The sequence below is a fragment of the Sanguibacter sp. Leaf3 genome, from assembly GCF_001425965.1.
Lineage (GTDB): Bacteria > Actinomycetota > Actinomycetes > Actinomycetales > Cellulomonadaceae > Sanguibacter > Sanguibacter inulinus.
This window is the reverse complement of sequence record NZ_LMRH01000003.1, coordinates 180,315-196,575: the sequence shown is the minus strand read 5'-3', so window position 1 is coordinate 196,575 and position 16,261 is coordinate 180,315. Positions and strand designations below refer to the sequence as shown.

At 69.9% G+C, this 16,261-nt stretch carries 20 protein-coding genes; 10 read left to right on the top strand and 10 right to left on the bottom strand.

All coding sequences use genetic code 11. The features are described 5' to 3' along the window. Positions 1–57: 57 nt before the first annotated feature. Positions 58–897, bottom strand: coding sequence for a MerR family transcriptional regulator (locus ASG53_RS14300; protein ID WP_082544089.1), 840 nt, complete (start codon positions 895–897; stop codon positions 58–60). A 127-nt stretch (positions 898–1,024) separates the two neighbouring features. Here ASG53_RS14300 and ASG53_RS14295 point away from each other — a divergent pair, with 127 nt between their 5' ends. Continuing rightward, complete coding sequence (locus ASG53_RS14295; RefSeq protein WP_056134799.1) at positions 1,025–1,909, top strand: sugar phosphate isomerase/epimerase family protein; 885 nt, start codon at positions 1,025–1,027, stop codon at positions 1,907–1,909. Positions 1,910–2,054: 145 nt separating this feature from the next. Continuing rightward, a complete protein-coding gene (locus ASG53_RS14290) occupies positions 2,055–2,819 on the top strand; it encodes a hypothetical protein (protein ID WP_056134797.1) in 765 nt (254 codons plus the stop codon). A gap of 112 nt (positions 2,820–2,931) precedes the next feature. On the opposite strand, the gene ASG53_RS14285 is transcribed toward ASG53_RS14290, so the two are convergent. Genes ASG53_RS14285 through ASG53_RS14275 form a run of 3 tightly spaced genes read right to left on the bottom strand, consistent with a single transcriptional unit; the run spans position 2,932 to position 4,904 of the window. After that, positions 2,932–4,173: an MFS transporter gene (locus tag ASG53_RS14285; RefSeq protein WP_082544088.1), complete on the bottom strand. Its 1,242-nt coding sequence runs from the start codon at positions 4,171–4,173 to the stop codon at positions 2,932–2,934. 25 nt (positions 4,174–4,198) lie between these two features. Next, positions 4,199–4,657 carry an ester cyclase gene (locus tag ASG53_RS14280; protein WP_228086717.1) on the bottom strand — a complete coding sequence of 153 codons (459 nt, stop codon included), beginning with the start codon at positions 4,655–4,657 and terminating at the stop codon, positions 4,199–4,201. 55 nt (positions 4,658–4,712) lie between these two features. Further along, on the bottom strand, positions 4,713–4,904 hold the full coding sequence (locus tag ASG53_RS14275; RefSeq protein ID WP_056134794.1) for a Rid family hydrolase: 192 nt from the start codon (positions 4,902–4,904) through the stop codon (positions 4,713–4,715). Between the two features lie 445 nt (positions 4,905–5,349). Between ASG53_RS14275 and ASG53_RS14270 the strand changes: the two genes are divergently transcribed. From ASG53_RS14270 to ASG53_RS14235, 8 genes are all read left to right on the top strand, one after another. Then, complete coding sequence (locus ASG53_RS14270) at positions 5,350–6,012, top strand: NAD(P)-dependent oxidoreductase (protein WP_056134791.1); 663 nt, start codon at positions 5,350–5,352, stop codon at positions 6,010–6,012. A gap of 74 nt (positions 6,013–6,086) precedes the next feature. Beyond that, positions 6,087–7,427, top strand: a complete 1,341-nt coding sequence (locus tag ASG53_RS14265) for a class I adenylate-forming enzyme family protein (protein ID WP_056134788.1) — start codon at positions 6,087–6,089, stop codon at positions 7,425–7,427. Continuing rightward, on the top strand, positions 7,427–8,164 hold the full coding sequence (locus ASG53_RS14260) for an SDR family NAD(P)-dependent oxidoreductase (protein ID WP_056134785.1): 738 nt from the start codon (positions 7,427–7,429) through the stop codon (positions 8,162–8,164). Before ASG53_RS14265 ends, ASG53_RS14260 begins: the two co-directional genes overlap by 1 nt. Further along, on the top strand, positions 8,158–8,451 hold the full coding sequence (locus tag ASG53_RS14255) for an acyl carrier protein (RefSeq protein WP_056134782.1): 294 nt from the start codon (positions 8,158–8,160) through the stop codon (positions 8,449–8,451). The genes ASG53_RS14260 and ASG53_RS14255 overlap by 7 nt, the downstream gene beginning before the upstream one ends. Further along, entirely contained in the window at positions 8,448–9,425 is a 978-nt protein-coding gene (locus ASG53_RS14250) for an AvrD family protein (protein WP_056134779.1), read from the top strand. The genes ASG53_RS14255 and ASG53_RS14250 overlap by 4 nt, the downstream gene beginning before the upstream one ends. Before the next feature lie 55 nt (positions 9,426–9,480). Continuing rightward, positions 9,481–10,197 (top strand): AAA family ATPase, encoded by a 717-nt coding sequence (locus ASG53_RS14245; RefSeq protein ID WP_082544085.1) that lies wholly within the window; start codon positions 9,481–9,483, stop codon positions 10,195–10,197. Beyond that, the gene (locus tag ASG53_RS14240; RefSeq protein ID WP_056134775.1) at positions 10,194–10,964 is read left to right on the top strand and encodes a thioesterase II family protein; all 771 of its coding nucleotides are present in this window, start codon (positions 10,194–10,196) and stop codon (positions 10,962–10,964) included. The genes ASG53_RS14245 and ASG53_RS14240 overlap by 4 nt, the downstream gene beginning before the upstream one ends. Beyond that, positions 10,961–11,728 carry a 4'-phosphopantetheinyl transferase family protein gene (locus ASG53_RS14235; protein ID WP_056134772.1) on the top strand — a complete coding sequence of 256 codons (768 nt, stop codon included), beginning with the start codon at positions 10,961–10,963 and terminating at the stop codon, positions 11,726–11,728. Before ASG53_RS14240 ends, ASG53_RS14235 begins: the two co-directional genes overlap by 4 nt. On the opposite strand, the gene ASG53_RS14230 is transcribed toward ASG53_RS14235, so the two are convergent. The 6 genes from ASG53_RS14230 to ASG53_RS14205 all read right to left on the bottom strand — a co-directional run bounded on the left by ASG53_RS14230 (position 11,715) and on the right by ASG53_RS14205 (position 16,217). Then, on the bottom strand, positions 11,715–12,323 hold the full coding sequence (locus ASG53_RS14230) for a signal peptidase I (RefSeq protein ID WP_056134769.1): 609 nt from the start codon (positions 12,321–12,323) through the stop codon (positions 11,715–11,717). The two genes, ASG53_RS14235 and ASG53_RS14230, sit on opposite strands and share 14 nt — an antisense overlap. Positions 12,324–12,385: 62 nt before the next feature. Then, positions 12,386–13,039, bottom strand: a complete 654-nt coding sequence (locus ASG53_RS14225; RefSeq protein WP_056134766.1) for a hypothetical protein — start codon at positions 13,037–13,039, stop codon at positions 12,386–12,388. Further along, positions 13,036–14,349: a hypothetical protein gene (locus tag ASG53_RS14220; protein WP_056134763.1), complete on the bottom strand. Its 1,314-nt coding sequence runs from the start codon at positions 14,347–14,349 to the stop codon at positions 13,036–13,038. Before ASG53_RS14220 ends, ASG53_RS14225 begins: the two co-directional genes overlap by 4 nt. Further along, on the bottom strand, positions 14,342–14,986 hold the full coding sequence (locus ASG53_RS14215) for a hypothetical protein (RefSeq protein WP_056134760.1): 645 nt from the start codon (positions 14,984–14,986) through the stop codon (positions 14,342–14,344). Before ASG53_RS14215 ends, ASG53_RS14220 begins: the two co-directional genes overlap by 8 nt. After that, a complete protein-coding gene (locus ASG53_RS14210) occupies positions 14,983–15,579 on the bottom strand; it encodes a hypothetical protein (protein ID WP_056134757.1) in 597 nt (198 codons plus the stop codon). Before ASG53_RS14210 ends, ASG53_RS14215 begins: the two co-directional genes overlap by 4 nt. Further along, on the bottom strand, positions 15,576–16,217 hold the full coding sequence (locus ASG53_RS14205; protein ID WP_056134752.1) for a hypothetical protein: 642 nt from the start codon (positions 16,215–16,217) through the stop codon (positions 15,576–15,578). Before ASG53_RS14205 ends, ASG53_RS14210 begins: the two co-directional genes overlap by 4 nt. Positions 16,218–16,261 lie beyond the last annotated feature (44 nt).

The window sequence follows — 16,261 nt, the reverse complement described above, 5'->3', positions numbered from 1 at the left end:
CAGCCGGCCAGCGAAGGGCCCGTCGTCAGACGGGCCCTCCGCCAGAGCGGCACCTCGTCAGGACGGGACGACCGCCAGGCAGACCTCGGTCACCCAGGCGCTCGGGTCAGGGTCCTGCGCCGGACCGACCCTGTAGATGTTGAACATCTCCCCTGTCGTCAGCCCGTGCTCGGCCACGTACGCGCCGAGCGCTCCCATGACGCCTGTCATCTGCTCGTAGCCGCCCAGCAGAGTCGCGGTGACGACGTCGCGGGCCGGCTGGACCCTGCAGCCGAGCGGGGCCACGGGGTCGAAGGGGCCAGTGACCTCGACCCACACCTCGACGTCGACGTCCCTCTCACGGAAGCCCTCGTCGTAGAAGGTCGCACCGGCAGCACCGCCGGGGGCGAAGGGTGCCCCCGAGCGGCCGACGAGCGGCATGATCTCCTGCCACAGCAGCCCTTCGTCGGCATAGGTGGGGAGCCGGCGTCGCAGCGTCGCGAGCGTCGTCTCGGGCAGGTGGGTCGTGCGTACCTCGATGTTCTCGGTCATGCTGACCATCTCCTCCAGTGCGGGACCTACACGGTCGAGGGCGAGGAACCGCGCGTCCACCTGGTCCCGGTCCGCCTGGAGCTCCAGGCGGCGGGCGGCGATCGCGGCCTCGACCCTCGAAGGATCGCCGGCGACGTCGAGCAGCCGCGCGGTCGCCTCGATCGAGAAGCCCGCATCGCGCAGCAGCACGACCCGTCGCGCCTCGTCGAGCTGGGCGGGTGCGTAGTAGCGGTAGCCGGAGAACGGCTCCACCACGACTGGCGCCAGGAGACCGTGCTCCTGGTAGTGCCGCAGCATGCGCACGCTGATCCTCGACAGCGTCGAGAACACCCCGATGCGCAGCAGCCCGTCGTCTGGTCGATCCATGTCCACACCACACACCCTGACACCGTGGCAGAGACAAGACCAGAGACCTGCGGGTCCGCAGGCACGTGACCTGCGCTCCCCCTCGTCTCACGTCGCGCGCCGAGGATGTCGCACTACTGTGGACTCCATGTCCTCCCCCACGGCAGACGGCACGTCTGCCACGAACGACCGCACCTCCCCGATCAAGGTCACGCTGTCGAGCGCCTCGGTGTACCCCCGCAAGGTGGCCTACGCCTTCGAGCTCGCCGCCGAGCTCGGGTACGACGGCATCGAGATCATGGTGTGGGGCGACTCGGTCACGCAGGACGACAACGCCCTCGCGCACCTGTCGCAGCAGCACGGTGTCGAGATCCGCAGCATCCACGCCCCGACTCTGCTCGTCAGCCAGAACGTGTGGGGCGGGCGTCCCGCACCCAAGCTCGCGAAGGCCGTCGACATGGCGCAGTCCCTCGGAGCCGGCACAGTCGTGGTGCACCCGCCCTTCGCGTGGCAGCGCAGCTACGCGCGGCAGTTCGTCGAGCAGGTCCGCCAGCTCTCCGAGGAGTCCGGGCTGACCCTCGCCGTCGAGAACATGTACCCGTGGCGGTCGAAGAACCGCGAGTACGGCGCGTACCTGCCGGGCTGGGACCCCTCCGAGCACTCCTACGACGCGGTGACCCTCGACCTCTCGCACGCGGCGACAGCCCGTCAGGACAGCCTCGAGATGGCCAAGGTCTTCGGCGACAGGCTGCGCCACGTCCACCTGGCCGACGGCAGCGGCTCGGGCAAGGACGAGCACCTCGTCCCGGGACGGGGCACGCAGCCCTGCCAGGAGCTGCTCACCCACCTGGCACGGACAGGCTGGGAGGGCGACGTCGTCGTCGAGATCGGGACCCGCAAGGCACGCACCGCGACCGAGCGACGTGACGACGTCGCGGCGTCGCTCGCCTTCGCCCGCACGCACCTGGCCCACGACGTCACCACCCTCGTGGACAGGCCGCCGACGCACCACCGCCCCAGCGACGCCTGGTAGGAGTCCGTCTACGACGGGCTCAGGACGAGCACGGGGACTGGTGCATGGGTACTTCTTCCCTAGCATCCAGGCCGTTCCCGGGCTGTTCTCCCCCTAGGGTGGGACCACCGTCAGACGGCGGACCCCCGAGCTCGTTGGAGACCTGATGCGACCGATCACGCGCCCCACCACCCTCGCGGCCCTGTCGCTCGCAGCCGTCCTCACGCTCTCCGCGTGCAGCGGTGGTGACGACGAGTCGACCACACCGTCCTTCTCCGCAGCCGACGCCACCACGGACGGCGGTGAGGCGACCACGGAGGACGAGGCGACCGAGGACGTCGTCGAGGAGGAGCCGACCGAGGACCCGACCCCGACCGAGCTGGCCGTCGACTACGACGTCGCCGCCGTCGACTTCGGTGCGCCCGGCGCGGTCACCGGCCCCGGCACCCCGCTGACCAAGGGGCAGCCTGCGTGGCTCAACCAGACGGCGACCTACGGCGAGCAGGAGCTCACCGGACCGACCGCCGTGAGCGTGCTGGACGTGCGCGCTCTCGAGGCGTCGATCTTCGACCAGTACAGCAACGCCGAGGACTTCGCGGGGTACACCCCGTACGCGATCACCTTCCAGCAGCAGTGGTTCTACGACGTCCCTGCCGAGTACGACCCGACCACGCTGGACCTCTTCCCGATCAAGGAAGACGGCTCCGACGCCGAGTACCTCACAGGTCAGTTCGGCTTCGGCGCAGCCACCAACTCCTGCGGCCTCCAGCTGCCCGAGTACGACGAGGAGACCAAGACGCTCGTCTCCTGCATCATCGGCCTCAGCAAGGACCTGCCCGTCACGACCGCCAAGTACAACGGCGAGACGTACACGTCGATCATCGCCTCCGCCGACAACGCGTACTTCAACCAGCCGCTGTCCTGGGGCTGACGATCTCCGGCGCGCGACCGGACCCCCGGGTCGGTCGCGCGCCGGTCGCTGCGCCTGCGCGTCCAGGCTGCCTGGTGCTCCAGGCAGCCTGGACGCGCCAGCCGGCACGGTCTCACCTGGTGCGGGCTCGGGCCGCACCCAGCAGAGCGAGTGCTCCTGCCCCGGCAGCCAGAGCCGCCGCCGTCCACAGCGTCACGTCTGCACCGCCCGCGTCGTAGATGCGTCCGCCCGAGAACGCCCCGACCGCGATGCTGGCGTTGAACACCCCGGCCCAGAGGGCGTTGACGCTCTCCGCCTGGTCGGGAGCAGCACGAGACATCCCGGTCTGCGTGGTGACCGACACCCCACCGTAGAAGAACCCCCAGAGCACCATGAGCACCGCTGCAGACAGCACGGTCGAGACTAAGAACGGTGCACCGCCGAAGGTCAGCGCCAGCCCGGTCGCGAGGGCCACGGCGACAGCGGTGGGCCTGCGCCCGACCCTCGGCCCGATGACGAAGTTGCTGAGGATCCCGAGCACCCCGAAGACCAAGAGCATGGTCCCGACGACGGTCGGGTCGAGGTCGGCGAGAGACTCGAGGGTAGGCCGCATGTAGGTGTATGCCGTGAAGTGGGCGGTAACCAGGAGAGCGGTCACGCCCAGCCCGTACCTCACGGCGCGCCGGCCCAGTGCTGCGGTCAGAGAGGCGCGCGGGGCGGCTCTGTCAGCAGACATCGACGGGAGGACGACCGCCAGGGCCACGACGAGCAGCAAGGAGACTGCCGAGAGGACCCAGAACGAGGCTCTCCACCCTGCGAGCGCACCGATGTAGGCCCCCGCCGGCACGCCCACCGCCGAGGCCACCGCCACCCCGCCGAAGACGATGGTCATCGCGACCCCGACGGACCGCGGCGCCACGAGGCGAGGGGCGAGGCTAGGAGCCATCGCCCACACCCCACCCATCCCTACCGCCAGGAGGACACGCGCAGCCGACATGACGGCAAAGCTCGTGGAGACCGCCGTGAGCGCGTTGGCGATCGCGACGACGAGCATCAGGACGACCATCGCCGTCCGCCGGTCGGTCCCCCGGACGAGCATCGGAGTCAGCGGCGCCATGGCTGCCGCGACGAGCCCGGTGATGGCGAGCGACAGGCCCACCGTCCCCTCGCTGGCCCCCAGACCCGTGCTGATCGGGGTGAGGAGACCGACAGGGGTCATCTCTGCGGCGACCACCACGAAGGTCGTGAGCCCGAGGAGGACGACAGCCGCCCACCTGTCCCGCGAGCCGCCTGTGTCTCCCGCGGCGGGAGGTCTCGTCAGCACAGCGTGGTGCCCGTCTCGTTCAGAGGCCTCAGCGGCCGGGGTCTGGCTCATGTCGTCCTCCCGTCTGGTGGCCACGTCACGGACGGTCCACCGCAGGGACCTCGAGCGTGGTGTGCCCGAGCTGCCGCATGAGGTCGGCGATGTCGAACCAGGCCGACCGCTCGACGATCATGTCGTCGTCGCCGAACCTGTCGATCCCGATCGCTGTGAAGTCGGCGCGCTGGCCCGAGGGCGGCAGTCCACGGAACGCTCCGGTCTGAGTGCCCTCGCACCTGACCCGCGTGACGACAAGATCGCCCTGCTCGACCTGCTCGACGACGTGGTCCTCCATGTCGGGGAAGGCGGTCCTGAAGGCTCGGACCCAGGTGCGGACACCGTCGGGGCCGTGCAGGTCGAACTGGGGCCACGAGAAGTCGGCCGCGAAGACGTGGTCGGCCAGCTCGGGGCGATCATTCGTGATGATCTCCTCGAACAAGATCGCGGCGCGCTCAGAGCGGCTCATGGTGGTGATCTCGCGTGCGAGGTCGTGGGTCATCTCTCCTCCAGAGGGTTGTTCTCACCAGACCTGGACCGGCTGGTCCACGCCGTCTTCAGACGACCGCGACCGCCTCGATCTCGACGCGCAGCCCCGGCAGCGCGAGGGCGGCCACCCCGACGAAGGAGCTCGCCGGCAGGCAGTCCTCGACGACCCACGCGTCCCGTACCTCGCGGACCGCTAGATATCCCTGGAACCGCCAGGCTCGGATGACGTGTGAGGGCAGGGGAGACAGACGTGGGTTCATGGTCGAGAGGCATGCGTCAGAGAGTAGGACCGCAGCGTCCGGTTGGCAACCGAACAGTTGGTTGGGGTGGTGTCGACGCCCTGCCACGGGTCCAGGCACGGCATTCTCACCACCGGAGATCGCGAAATTCAACCCCTTCTAAAACCATTCCGCGCGAGACCTTGGTCCCGGTGCAGCAAGGACCAGAGACAAAGAGCTGACGACAGAGGAAGTAGCGCTTCAGGTGACAAGAAGTCGCCTGAATGAACTCCTGCGGAAGTTGTTGCACGGGTGTTTTATGAGGGTTATGGTCAACCCAACCAGACGGTTGCCAAGGGGATTGCCGTCGAGATCAGCAGCCCCCGTACCCAGAGGAGCCTGTGATGTCCCACATCTCTCACGTCGACACAGCACACCCGCCGTCGGTCTCTCAGAACTCCGGTGCCGATCGGCCGAAGGACCCAGCATGAGCACCGTGGTCGTCTTCGGAGCCGGGGGGCGTTCGGGGCGGGCCTGCACGCTCGAGCTGCTCGACGCGGGCCATCAAGTGGTGGCAGCCGTCCGAGACACCTCGCGGCTGAGCGACCCGCTCGACCCCAGGGCCAGCGTCGTGACGGCTGACGCCTTCGACGCAGAGTCGGTCGCCGAGGCTGCCGGCGGGTGCGACGCCGCGATCAACGCCGTCCGCCTGCCTGGCTCCATCCGTGCCGACAGGCTCGTCACGCTCGACTCGAGCATCCGTCGCGGCCTCGCAGACGCACAGGTGGCTCGGTTGGTCACCGTCGGCGGCGCCGGAGCCCTGCACCTCTCGTCGGGCGAGCGGTTCTGGCAGCACCCGCTGTTCCCCGTCACGACGCTTCCCCGGGGGATCGCCCACGCCCTCCTCCGGGACCACCTCGAGTCCGGGCAGCCGGACAACCTGTCGTGGTCGTACCTGGTCCCGCCACCGCTGTTCACCCCCGACGGAGCCCGCACAGGCAGCTATCTCTCGCACCCGCCCGGAGTGGCCGAAGAGGAGCACCTCGACCGCTCGGTCTCGTACGCCGACTTCGCGATCGCCCTGTCCGACAGCGCGGTCCACCCGGGGCCCAGCGGTGTGGCCCTCGTCTCCGGTCCGTCAGGACGCTGACACGTCGACGCCGACCCCTCGCTCCGACCACCCGCCTCGGCCCGCACACGACAGCACCTCTCAGGGAGCCCCACATGATCACCGCACTTCTCGCCCGACTCGCCACCCACGGTGATCTCGAGGCGATCGTCCATGCGGAGTCGTCCACCACGTATGCCGAGCTCGCGGACCAGGTGGACACCTACGCCGACCAGCTCAGGCTCCACGGGATCATCGCCGGACGGGTCGTGGCCCTCGAGGCGGGCCACTCCTCCGAGGCGGCGGCAGCGCTCCTGGCACTGGTCTCGCTCGGCGCAGTCTGCGTCCCCATGACAGATCTCCCCGCCGCGAAGGCAGAGGAGTTCCGCGAGGTGGGCGAGGTCGAGAGTGTCGTCTCCCTGAGCCCGACTGACGGCAGGATCGTCCACAGGTCGACAGGCGTCACCGCCGCACATCCCCTGTACGCCAGGCTCGGCAGCCTCGGGCACCCCGGTCTGGTCCTCTTCAGCTCCGGGACCACCGGACGCGCCAAGGCCTCGGTCCTCGATCTCGACAAGGTCCTGGCCCGCTACCTCGACGTGCGGCGCGGGTACCGGACGCTGTCGTTCCTCAACCTCGACCACATCGGGGGCATCAACACCCTGCTGCACACCCTCAGCCAGGGCGGCACGCTCGTCACGATCCCTCAGCGCACACCCGACCAGGTGTTCGCCACGATCGCGGAGCACCGGGTCGAGGTCCTCCCGACCACCCCGACCTTCCTCACCATGACGCTCATCGACGGTGCGCACCGCCGGCACGACACCTCGTCGCTGACACTCATCACCTACGGGACCGAGCCCATGCCGCCGCAGACGCTCGGACGGATGGCGACCGACCTGCCCGACGTCCGCCTCAAGCAGACCTACGGTCTCTCCGAGCTCGGCATCATGGCGACGAGCTCGCGGGCGAACGACTCGCTCTGGGTCCGTCTCGGAGGCGCAGGCTTCGAGCACAAGGTCGTCGACGGCGTCTTGTGGATCAGGTCGGAGATGGCCATGCTCGGGTACCTCAACGCCGAAGCCCCCTTCGACGACGACGGCTTCTTCAACACCCAGGACGCTGTCGAGGTCGACGGCGAGTACCTGCACATCCTCGGACGCACGTCTGAGCTGATCAACGTCGGCGGGGAGAAGGTCTACCCCAACGAGGTGGAGTCCGTCCTCCTCGAGATCGACAACATCGCCGACGTCACGGTCTCTGCGCTCGCGAACCCCGTGACGGGCCACGTGGTCCAGGCCGTGGTCTCGCTCGTGGAGCCCGAGGACCGACGCGGTCTGCGTGCCCGGGTCGACGCGCACTGCCGGACCCGCCTCGACGCCTACAAGGTGCCCGCGAAGATCGTCGTCGTCGACAGTCCGCACCACTCGGACCGCTTCAAGAAGAGGCGGGCGTGATGACCCGCGCCGACCCACCCGTCGCAGTCGTCACCGGTGGCAGCCGAGGACTGGGCCAGCACATCGTCGAGAGCTTCCTCGCCCAGGGGTACAGGGTGTCCACCTCGAGCAGGACGCAGACAGACTTCACGTCCCAGATGCTCCAGGACCACCCCGACAGGTTCCACTGGACCGAGGTCGACCTCGAGCAGGGCGACGCGGCCAAGAGCCTCGTCCGGTCGGTCGTCGCGCGCTTCGGGCGGATCGACGTCCTCGTCAACAACGCCGGCTACCTGCACCAAGAGCTTCTCCTCACCACGCCCCGCCGCCAGGTGGACTCCCTGGTAGCGGTCAACCTCGTCGCCCCGATCCTCGTGGCACAGGCGTGCGCACGTGCCATGACGGTGTCAGGCGGTGGGCGCATCCTCAACGTCTCGTCCATCAACGCCGTCCGCGGTCACCGGGGCGTGTCGGTCTACTCCGCCGCCAAAGCAGGGCTCGACGGCTTCACCCGGAGCCTGGCGCGCGAGCTCGGGCCGATGAACATCCTCGTCAACTCGGTCGTCCCGGGGTACTTCGACAGCGACATGACCTCCGGGGTCACCCCGGAGAACCGCACCCGGATCGAACGCCGGACACCGCTCCGACGACTCGGGACCGTCCAGGAGGTCGTCGCTGTCGTCGACTTCCTCGCCTCGCCCGCCGCCTCGTTCATCACCGGACAAACACTCGTCATCGACGGAGGACTGACATGCTGACCAACACCCCGACCGCACGCATCATCGAAGAGGAGATCCGCGTCCTCCTGGCAGACACCCTGGACGACGACCCCATCGGTCCCGACGACAGGTTCGGCGACCTCGGCCTCAACTCGTTGATGCTGGCACGCCTCGTGATCGCCCTGGAGGACGAGACAGGGCTCGACCCGTTCTCGGGCGACACGTCGATCGTCGACGTCCACACCGTCGGTGATCTCGTGGGGGCCTACGAGCGAGCCTTGGCATCGCGGGACGAGCAACCCGAGCCGACCGAGGACGCCTCGTGAACGGCTCCGTCCTGACCTTCACCACCATCGAGGACTATCTCGGTCCTGCTGAGACCAGGTTCTTCGGGGCCGGCTACAGGCGGGCGCGGTACGACTACTCACCGTTGACCTTCGACGGCTCTTCTGTCACCGGGGTCCTCGGCGTCGAGTACCCGACCGACTGGTCCCGCAAGAAGGTGGGGAGCGACCTGCGGCCCCACCTGTCGACGGTCGACACGATGCTCGTCGGGGCTCAGCTGGCCGACGCGCTGCTCTGCCTGGCCCGGGGCCTCGACGACGACGCTCGGGCCCGGTCCCGCATCACCGGGCTCGTGCTCCAGGCCGGCACCCGCCCCGAGGAGGACCTCGATGCGATCCCGTTGTCGGCGTCGATCAAGCGTTCGGTGGCCGGCCCTGGGGACGGCGAGACGACGACGACCGTCATCGCCTCCGTCGGGGCCATGCGCGTGAGGTGTCAGGTGGTCCACCCGGACCGTCCGCAGACCGACGTGCGCCGGACCACCCTCCCCCTCGAGGACGTCCTGGGCCAAGGTCACTCCCGACTCTGGGGCGACGGGTACCGCCGCCGCCAGCAGGACATCACCGGCGTCACCGCCGACGTCGGCGCGCTCACCGCCCTGGCGGTCCTCGACGTCACAGGACGTGACGGCAGCACACCGCACGGCATCGAGGCCGAGGAGAGCCCATTCCCAGGGCTCGTCGACGTCTTCGTGAGCTCGCTCCAGCTCGCACAGGTGCTGCTCTACGAGATGGACGGGGTCTCCAGGGCCGAGTCAGCCACCTTGTGGATGCAGCAGACCACCCTCACCCGTGACGAGAGCCCGCCCGAGAGGTCCGAGCCTGCTCCGATCGGTGTGCACGTGACGAGCGCCGAGCTCTTGACGGTCCACGGGGCCACGTGGCGCAACATCCAGTTCACGGCCCGCTCAGCAGGCATCACGCAGCGCAGCACCTTCGCCCACAGGCTCCCGTAGCCCACCCCGCGCTGGGTGCTCGACCCGGCCTCCACCACTCTGAGAAGGAACGACCATGAAGATCTCTGTCTCCGGGACGTACTCGTCGGGCAAGACCTCGACCGTCCTCGCCCTGTCCTACTACACGGGTATCCCCCGCACCCTCGCCAAGACCATCCGCGAGATCATGCCCGAGGCTGTCCCGGGCAAGAGGCTCTCGGAAGTCACCCCGGCCGAGTACCTCCAGCTGGCGATGCGCCGGCACACCGGCCGCGCCGTGGCCGAGGCAGTCCTGGGCGACACCTTCCTCTCGGACGGTTCGTCGCTCCAGGAGTGGATCTACGGTGCGGCTCGGGTGCGGTACGGGATGAACCCGAGCGCGACCGCTCAGATGCTCGACGAGATCGACCCCGCCGACCTCACCGACGAGATGCGGTTCTTCGACCAGGTGATCTCTCAGTACGGTCACGCGTTCCGCCAGCACGTGAGGTCCACCTTCGACGCTGTCGTGCACCTCGAGAACGAGCACGCGATGACCGACGACGGGCACCGGCCGATGAACGAGAAGTTCCGTGAGTACTGCGACCAGATGCTCGCGCAGACGATCGACGACCTGAAGATCCCACTCTGGACCATCCGGGGCACGATGGAGGAGCGCCTGGAGGAGATCGTCTCGACCTTCGCGTTCCCGGTGGTCATGCCGATGGACGAGGCCCTCGCCCGCATGCGGGCGGACTATGCCGCGATCGACCTCCGGCTCGAGCACGACCGCGCCGGCGTCGCAGTCCCATGAGGACCCGGACCACGCTCGTCTGCCTGTCTTACGCCGGGGGGACGGCGTCCCGTGTCTACGAGCGGTGGGCTGCGGCGATGCCTGAGGTCGAGGTGGTCCCCGTCGACTACCCCGGACGCGGCACGCGCTCCGGCGAGACTCCGGCGACATCCCGGCAGGAGCTCGTCGCCGACCTCGCCGAGAGAGTCGGGCGGCACGTCTCGGGCCGCCCGTGGGCGGTCTTCGGGCACAGCATGGGAGCGCGGGTCGCCCTGCGGGTCTCGCGCGTCCTCTCTGCCGAGGACCCGTCAGCCGGGCCCCGGGTGCTCTTCGCCTCAGGGAGCCGAGGGCCAGGGGCGAGGCCCCCTCGCGGGCTCGACGCCGAGGTCACCGACGACGAGCTCTTCGAGCAGGTCGTGGGCTGGGGCGGCATCCCGCCCGAGCTCGTCGACAGGCCGAGCCTGCGGCCGTTGGTCGTGCAGAACCTGCGAGCCGACCTGCGGCTCGCCGTCGACGTCCCGGGCCAGGGCGCTGACGACGTCCCGCTCACCGGAGACCTGCACGTGCTCTCGGGAGCCCAGGACCCTCTCGTGCCTGCGGGGCACCTGGCAGGGTGGCACCAGACGACATCGGGGCGCACTGTGGTCCACACCTTCCCGGGGGACCACTTCTTCATCGGCGAGCACGCCCAGGTCCCGATCCCGCTCGTCCGCGAGTCACTGCGGTCCCTGTCCGGTGGGCCCGCGCCGAGACCTCTCGTCCACCTCGGAGGGGGCGCGCGGACGTGACAGGCCCTCCGCAGAGCCGCGACGCAGACCCTGAGGACGGTCTGACGGCTGGCCATGGCCGCGGAGGCGACGGCGTCCCGGGGATCCGCCGTGTCGCACCGCTGGGCTCCGCAGCCGTCGACACGACGCTCCCGGGGACGCCAGCAGACCTTCTCGGCCCCGAGAGGGACGGGACCGAGCGGATGGTGCCCTCCAGGCTCGCCGAGTTCGCGGCAGCGCGTCGCTGCGGGCACCTGGCGCTCGAGGGCCTCGGGGTGCGCCCCGTCGGCATCCCGCGGGGTGTCCGCGGGCGCCCCTTCTGGCCGGTCGGGGTGATCGGCTCCCTCACCCACTGCGGCGGGTACGCGGCGGCAGTCGTCGCAGACGCGCGGGACCTCGCAGGCCTGGGGATCGATGCTGAGCCCCACGCACCGTTGCCGCCCAAGGTCCTCGAGCACGTCAGCGGACCACCGGAGATCGACGACCTCGCCACGCTCTCGGCTGTGTCACCAGGGATCGCCTGGGACCGCATCCAGTTCTGCGCGAAGGAGGCGGCCTTCAAGACGCTGTCCGCGTCAGACCAGCGCTGCTCCAGGCTCGTGGACCTGCAGGTACGGATCGAGCTCACCGGGACCGTCACGGTCGTCCCGCGTCTGTCCGGGCCAGGACGCTCTCCAGGGGCCGGCAGAGGAGACCGCCGCCACGGATGGTGGGCCGTCGAACTCGGCCGCATCGTGGTCTGCGTAGCCCTCGAGCACGACCAGCGCGCCCTCACGAACCTGTAGCGCCTCCCGGACGGCGCGTGGCAGGGTCATCACGGTCCGGGTCATCACGGTCCGGGTCATCACGGCCCGGGTCCACGCCACCTCGACCATCGCCCTCCACTCGGCCCGCCATGCGTGCCGGGTCGAGCACGAAGACCGCGAGCACGACGAGGGCGACGGCCCCGGCGACCGCCAGCCCACCACGGGTCTGCAAGAACAGTGCGACGTGCCCGAGGCCCGGCACGTGCCAGACCTGCCGTCCCGCCGACGAGACGACGTACGGCTCGGGGTCGTCGACGGTGTTCGCGTCGCCGCGGAGCACCAGCGCGGTCGAGCCGCCGGGACCCGCGGTGGTCGAGACGACCCGGTGAGTGACGAGCCCGAGGTCGCGCGGGCGCTCCACCGTGACGATGTCACCGACCTCGAGCTCTGCAGCGGGGGTGCTCCTCGAGAAGACCACGGACCCGACGGGGAGCGCTGGTTCCATCGACCCGGAGACCACCACCAGGGGCCGGACGCCGAAGATCATCGACCCGACGAAGACGACGAGGCTCGCGACCCCCAGGACCGCGGAGCCCGTGAGCACTGACGACCGGACCGCGCCGAAGGCTCGCACAGCGGTCCACCGACGAGGCTGCGTGGGCCGACGGTGCCTGGCCGGCAGCCCTGCGCCGCCCGTCACGGGGTCACCGATGTCGCGTCGATCCTGAGCGAGAGCGCTGCCTGACCACCGTTGAGCGCCTCGACCCCGGGCTCGTCGAGGTAGTCGATCGTCAGGGTGATCTGCCGCTCGGAACCTGCAGGTCCGGTGGTGTAGGGCTCCCCTGCAGCGAGAGATCCAGATCCCCGTGCCACCAGGCGCCCGACCGAGCCGCGTGCCTGCTCCCACGGGACGTCGGAGAACAGGACGACCCCGTCCTGGTCCTGTGCGCTCAGCCGGAGATGGGGTGTGATGTTGGGGATGGCCTCGGCGACAGCCCCGTCGCCACCTCGTGCGACGACCTCGAGCACAGTGTCGGCGTCGAGGGTAGGCGTGTTGTTGAAGACCTGCACGACCGTGCTCACCGACCGACCGGGGACGAGGGTCCCCGCGCCCTCGACCAGCCACTCGACCCCCGCCTCGCCGTCCGCCGGCTCAGCCGTCCCGTCGGCAGCGACCACACCGATCGCGAAGGTGTGCGGGAACCCGATCCCCGCTCCGGCGAGGCCCAGGGTCGCCTCGTCCGTGTACGACGCGCTCGAGACGACCGTCCCGGCGACGAGGAGCACCCCGGTGGCCGCACCCAGGCGACGACGTCCCGTGCGGGGCTGGAGCCTCTCTCGCCCCGTCATCGGGCGACCGCCGTGAGATCGGTGGTGACCAGCCGACCTCCGCTGCTCCCGTTGCCGATGCCCGAACCGACGGGGCTGCCGATCGCCCCTGCCACGTTGAAGCCCCTGCCCCAGAAGAGCCCGGCGGTGTCCTGCCAGATGAAGAAGCTTGCGCCTGCCGCGAACTGCACGACCCCGCTGCTGATCACCTGGACCTCCAGGGGGAGGTAGCCGTTGTCGAGCGGCGCCCCATAACCCCAGAGCCGGCCCTCCGAGTCCAGCATCGCGACACCTGTCTGGCCGAACTGCATCGAGGTGATCCCTGAGAGCCCAGGCACGATGCCCGGGTCGCGCGCCGCGAGGTCGTTCACCACCGGACGCCCGCCGACGAAGGCGGAGCCGAGTCCCCAGCTCAGGAGCTGTCCGTCCGAGAGCAGCGCTCCGCCCATGTTGATCCCTCCGTCGACCGCGGTGATGTAGGGCTCACCCGCCCCGACCCGAGACTTCGTCCACGGGTCGAGCGCGACGATCCGCCGGGGGGTCACGTCGGCACTGCCGAGCCCGGCAGGAAGGCTGTTGGCGAGCCACCCTCCCCAGTACCAGACGTCCCCGTTCTCGAGCATCAGGTAGAAGTTCGTGTTCGCCCCCTTGAGGTAGACCGGACGGTTGCCTGGGACGGACGGGTCTGGCAGCCCGACGACCTGGCTCGCACCGGCACCGAGGTTCCCGCCAGAGCCTGTCGTCTCTCCCCAGTGCCACACGGTGCCGTCGTCGCGGATGCCGGCAGCGGCGCTCTCGGTCGAGGAGATCGTGACGATCCTGTCCAGCACAGGCCCAGTCCCGTTCGACGGAGTGTCGATCCGCACCCGCTCCGGGGTGTCGTTCGGCTTGAGCGCGTCGGTCCCGTCACGGCCAGGGAGGAAGCCCCACCCCCAGACCATCCCCTGGTTGTCGAGGGCGTTGGCGTTCTGGAAGGTTCCGGTCACCTGACGGATCGAACCTGCCGGCAGAGGGACCCGTTGCGCTCCGCGGGAGACTCCCGGGCTGGCCGCACCGCCGTTGATCCCGAGGTTCGTCCGGCCCCAGACATAGACGTCGCCTGACCCTCCGAGGCCCAGACCCGTGTCGAACATGCGTGAGTGCGCTGACAGGCCGACGTGGGACGGCGGGACCGTCGTGGCCGCCAGAGATGCCGTCTGCACGTGCACCTGGTCCCTGTAGGCGGCACTCGTGGTCGTGGACCAGACCAGGAGGAGGACGAGGAGGAGCGCCGAGGAGGCGAGGCCCCCAGCCCCCCAGCGCAGCCTGTGCTGCCGTCTCGTCTCAAGCATTCGGGCTTCTCCTTAGACGACGTGCAAGAACGGATCCGAGCAGGACGAGCACGAGGGCAGCACCAGCCGCTGACACCTGTGCACCCGTGCTCGCGAGGCCCAGCAGCGGACCGGGCTCCTGAGGGCGGACCGCAGCGGACCGCTCGACTCCGTGGGGACCGCTGTCGGCAGCACGGTCGGTCGGGACCTGGAAACGGAGGACGAGCTCTCCGCCCGCCCCCTGGTACTCGTCACCTGCGGCGAGCGGCAAGGTCAGCACGCCGGTGAGGTGATAGGTGGACCCGGGAGCGAGGTCGGGGAGGTCGAGAGTGGTGCCTGGCAGTGCCGCGGCACTCGTCGTCGGGAGGACCGACGCACCCTGGTCGTCTACCAGCTCGAGCTCCACGGGAGCCGCACCGCCGGTCAGGCGTCCCGACAGGTCCAGGACCGTGATCTCGAGAGGGACCGCGGTCTCTGTCACGCTCGTGACCGACAGGTCGAAGGACTGAGACTCCCCTGGCGCCGGCGCCTCGAGGGAGACCGTGGTCGTCCCCGGGTCGATGAGGTCGGCCGCCGATGCCGGGGCGGCAGCGACCGAGAGCAGGACGAGCCCGAGGGCGGCGCTGCGCAGGGCGGCGCTGCGCAGGGCGGTGCTCATCGGCTCTGCCCGTCCACGAGCAGACCGATCTGGGTGGACTTCCCTGCCACATCCAGTCCAGAGCCTTCGGCGATCAGCACGGACACGGTGACGAGGCGCTCCTCACCAGGCGCGACGCCCTCGAAGGCCAGGCGTTCCTCGACCACCTGCGCAGGGGGCGCGTCGGCGAGGACCGGGGTAGGTGCCCCGTCGAGGTAGACCGTGAAGCGGAGCGCGTCGAAGAGGTCGGCGGCGACGGGATCTGGGTCGTAGACGGCGAGGATGAGGTCCCCCGAGACCCCCGGGGCCCTGTTCACCAGCACCACCTCGAAGTCCACAGGTGAGCTCTCGGACAGCTTGGAACCGTTCTCCAGCGTGAGAGCCACGGCCTCCTGAGGCGACGCCCCGTCGTGCAGCAGGCTGTCGGACCCACGGACAGCGATGTCGAACCTGGCGGGGTTGCCCAGACCTGAACCGGCCGCACCGGTCCCGAGGGTGAGCACCGCCCTGTCGGTGTAGGCCGCGGTGGTGATCGCGACGCCGACCAGGACAGGGACGAGTGCAGCACCAGCCAGGGCCAGACGCGTCCGACCGGAGCGAGGTGGCTGGTTCATGCGTTGACCGCGACGAAGGCGAACTGCACGTCGGTCGCCGCGAGCTGCCACTCGTTCCCGAGCGTGGCCGGCATCTCGATCGTCACGTCCAGGACGGTGCTCCCGCCCGCAGGCAGCGCAGTGCCCCAGGTGTAGGTGCTGAGGTCGCGTGCAGGAGTCCGGTCGAGCAGGACGGTCTCACCGTGACGGACCGTGAACACGAGCTCGTCGAACAGCTCCGTCCGGTTCCCGGTCACCGGGTCGACGCCGTCGGACCGTGGATCGGGGTCGACGATCGTCAGGCTGAGCGAGGCGGCGACCCGAGGGCTGGCGTTGAGCGCCGCGACACGGACCGCGAGCGCTCCCCCCGGAGCCAGGAGGGCCCCTCCACCATGACCGTCGAAGAGCGTGATCGTGAGCGCCTCGACGTTCCCCTGCTGCCAGTCGGTCGGCACGGGGGACCACTCCGGGGTCGCGCTCCCGGCGACGAGGATGTCGAAGGTGCTGCGAGAGCCGTCCATCGTGACGAGGGTGTCGGCGACGTCGGCGAGCGTGGCCGCCGAGAGCAGTACCCCCGCAGCCACGAGGACGCCACCGGCAGCCATGATCCGGACCCGCCCGCTGCGTGCAGGGGCGCAGGTCCCGTCCGTGCTGTGCATCGGGCTGGTCTCTCCTCTCCGTCGGGCGGACTGATGGCCGGGCA

Coding starts and splice junctions, on each gene's coding strand:
- ASG53_RS14300 (WP_082544089.1), bottom strand. CDS start 897: ATGGATCGACCAGACGACGGGCTGCTGCGCATCGGGGTGTTCTCGACG.
- ASG53_RS14295 (WP_056134799.1), top strand. CDS start 1,025: ATGTCCTCCCCCACGGCAGACGGCACGTCTGCCACGAACGACCGCACC.
- ASG53_RS14290 (WP_056134797.1), top strand. CDS start 2,055: ATGCGACCGATCACGCGCCCCACCACCCTCGCGGCCCTGTCGCTCGCA.
- ASG53_RS14285 (WP_082544088.1), bottom strand. CDS start 4,173: ATGAGCCAGACCCCGGCCGCTGAGGCCTCTGAACGAGACGGGCACCAC.
- ASG53_RS14280 (WP_228086717.1), bottom strand. CDS start 4,657: ATGACCCACGACCTCGCACGCGAGATCACCACCATGAGCCGCTCTGAG.
- ASG53_RS14275 (WP_056134794.1), bottom strand. CDS start 4,904: ATGAACCCACGTCTGTCTCCCCTGCCCTCACACGTCATCCGAGCCTGG.
- ASG53_RS14270 (WP_056134791.1), top strand. CDS start 5,350: ATGAGCACCGTGGTCGTCTTCGGAGCCGGGGGGCGTTCGGGGCGGGCC.
- ASG53_RS14265 (WP_056134788.1), top strand. CDS start 6,087: ATGATCACCGCACTTCTCGCCCGACTCGCCACCCACGGTGATCTCGAG.
- ASG53_RS14260 (WP_056134785.1), top strand. CDS start 7,427: ATGACCCGCGCCGACCCACCCGTCGCAGTCGTCACCGGTGGCAGCCGA.
- ASG53_RS14255 (WP_056134782.1), top strand. CDS start 8,158: ATGCTGACCAACACCCCGACCGCACGCATCATCGAAGAGGAGATCCGC.
- ASG53_RS14245 (WP_082544085.1), top strand. CDS start 9,481: ATGAAGATCTCTGTCTCCGGGACGTACTCGTCGGGCAAGACCTCGACC.
- ASG53_RS14240 (WP_056134775.1), top strand. CDS start 10,194: ATGAGGACCCGGACCACGCTCGTCTGCCTGTCTTACGCCGGGGGGACG.
- ASG53_RS14225 (WP_056134766.1), bottom strand. CDS start 13,039: ATGACGGGGCGAGAGAGGCTCCAGCCCCGCACGGGACGTCGTCGCCTG.
- ASG53_RS14220 (WP_056134763.1), bottom strand. CDS start 14,349: ATGCTTGAGACGAGACGGCAGCACAGGCTGCGCTGGGGGGCTGGGGGC.
- ASG53_RS14215 (WP_056134760.1), bottom strand. CDS start 14,986: ATGAGCACCGCCCTGCGCAGCGCCGCCCTGCGCAGCGCCGCCCTCGGG.
- ASG53_RS14210 (WP_056134757.1), bottom strand. CDS start 15,579: ATGAACCAGCCACCTCGCTCCGGTCGGACGCGTCTGGCCCTGGCTGGT.
- ASG53_RS14205 (WP_056134752.1), bottom strand. CDS start 16,217: ATGCACAGCACGGACGGGACCTGCGCCCCTGCACGCAGCGGGCGGGTC.